Genomic DNA, 524 nt, shown 5'->3' on the forward strand with positions numbered 1-524 from the left:
GCGACATTTCAATATTTTTTGTTTAGTGAATGCTTAATTACAAAAAATATCCAGTCAATATGACTAAACAATAATAACAAAACGACATTAATCACTATTTAATAAAAATATCAGAGATTGGCTATTTTACAGACACATGACATAAAACTTGTCGGTATTTCAGTGATTTGTATGTAACTTGATACGTAACAATTAGTTCAAAGGTACGACCACTCCATATAGCTAATGTGCTTTGAGAAAGCTTGATTTAATCCACGGTTCTCATTGTTTCACCATGACGCAATGCATAAAGGTTTGATACTGTGATTATCACTTAGTTGATTAACCAACTAAGCGCACATCTACCTCATATACACTAAGGCGACCATGATTAATCAGATCATTAATATTCTTTTTCCTGTGTTCGCTCTTGTCGGTGTGGGCTATCTTGTTGGGCGCCATATCAAACCTGATTTTCGCCCCATCAATCGAATTAATATCGATGTATGCACGCCAGCTCTGGTGTTTTCCTCATTAGTGAGCAT

General features: G+C 35.3%; 1 pseudogene. It reads left to right on the forward strand.

Features of this window, described 5'->3' with window-relative positions:
• Positions 1-366: 366 nt before the first annotated feature.
• Positions 367-524 (forward strand): annotated as a pseudogene (locus R7093_RS27905) (AEC family transporter); the annotation flags it as partial.

It is taken from the genome of Vibrio sp. 1580 (genome assembly GCF_033340055.1).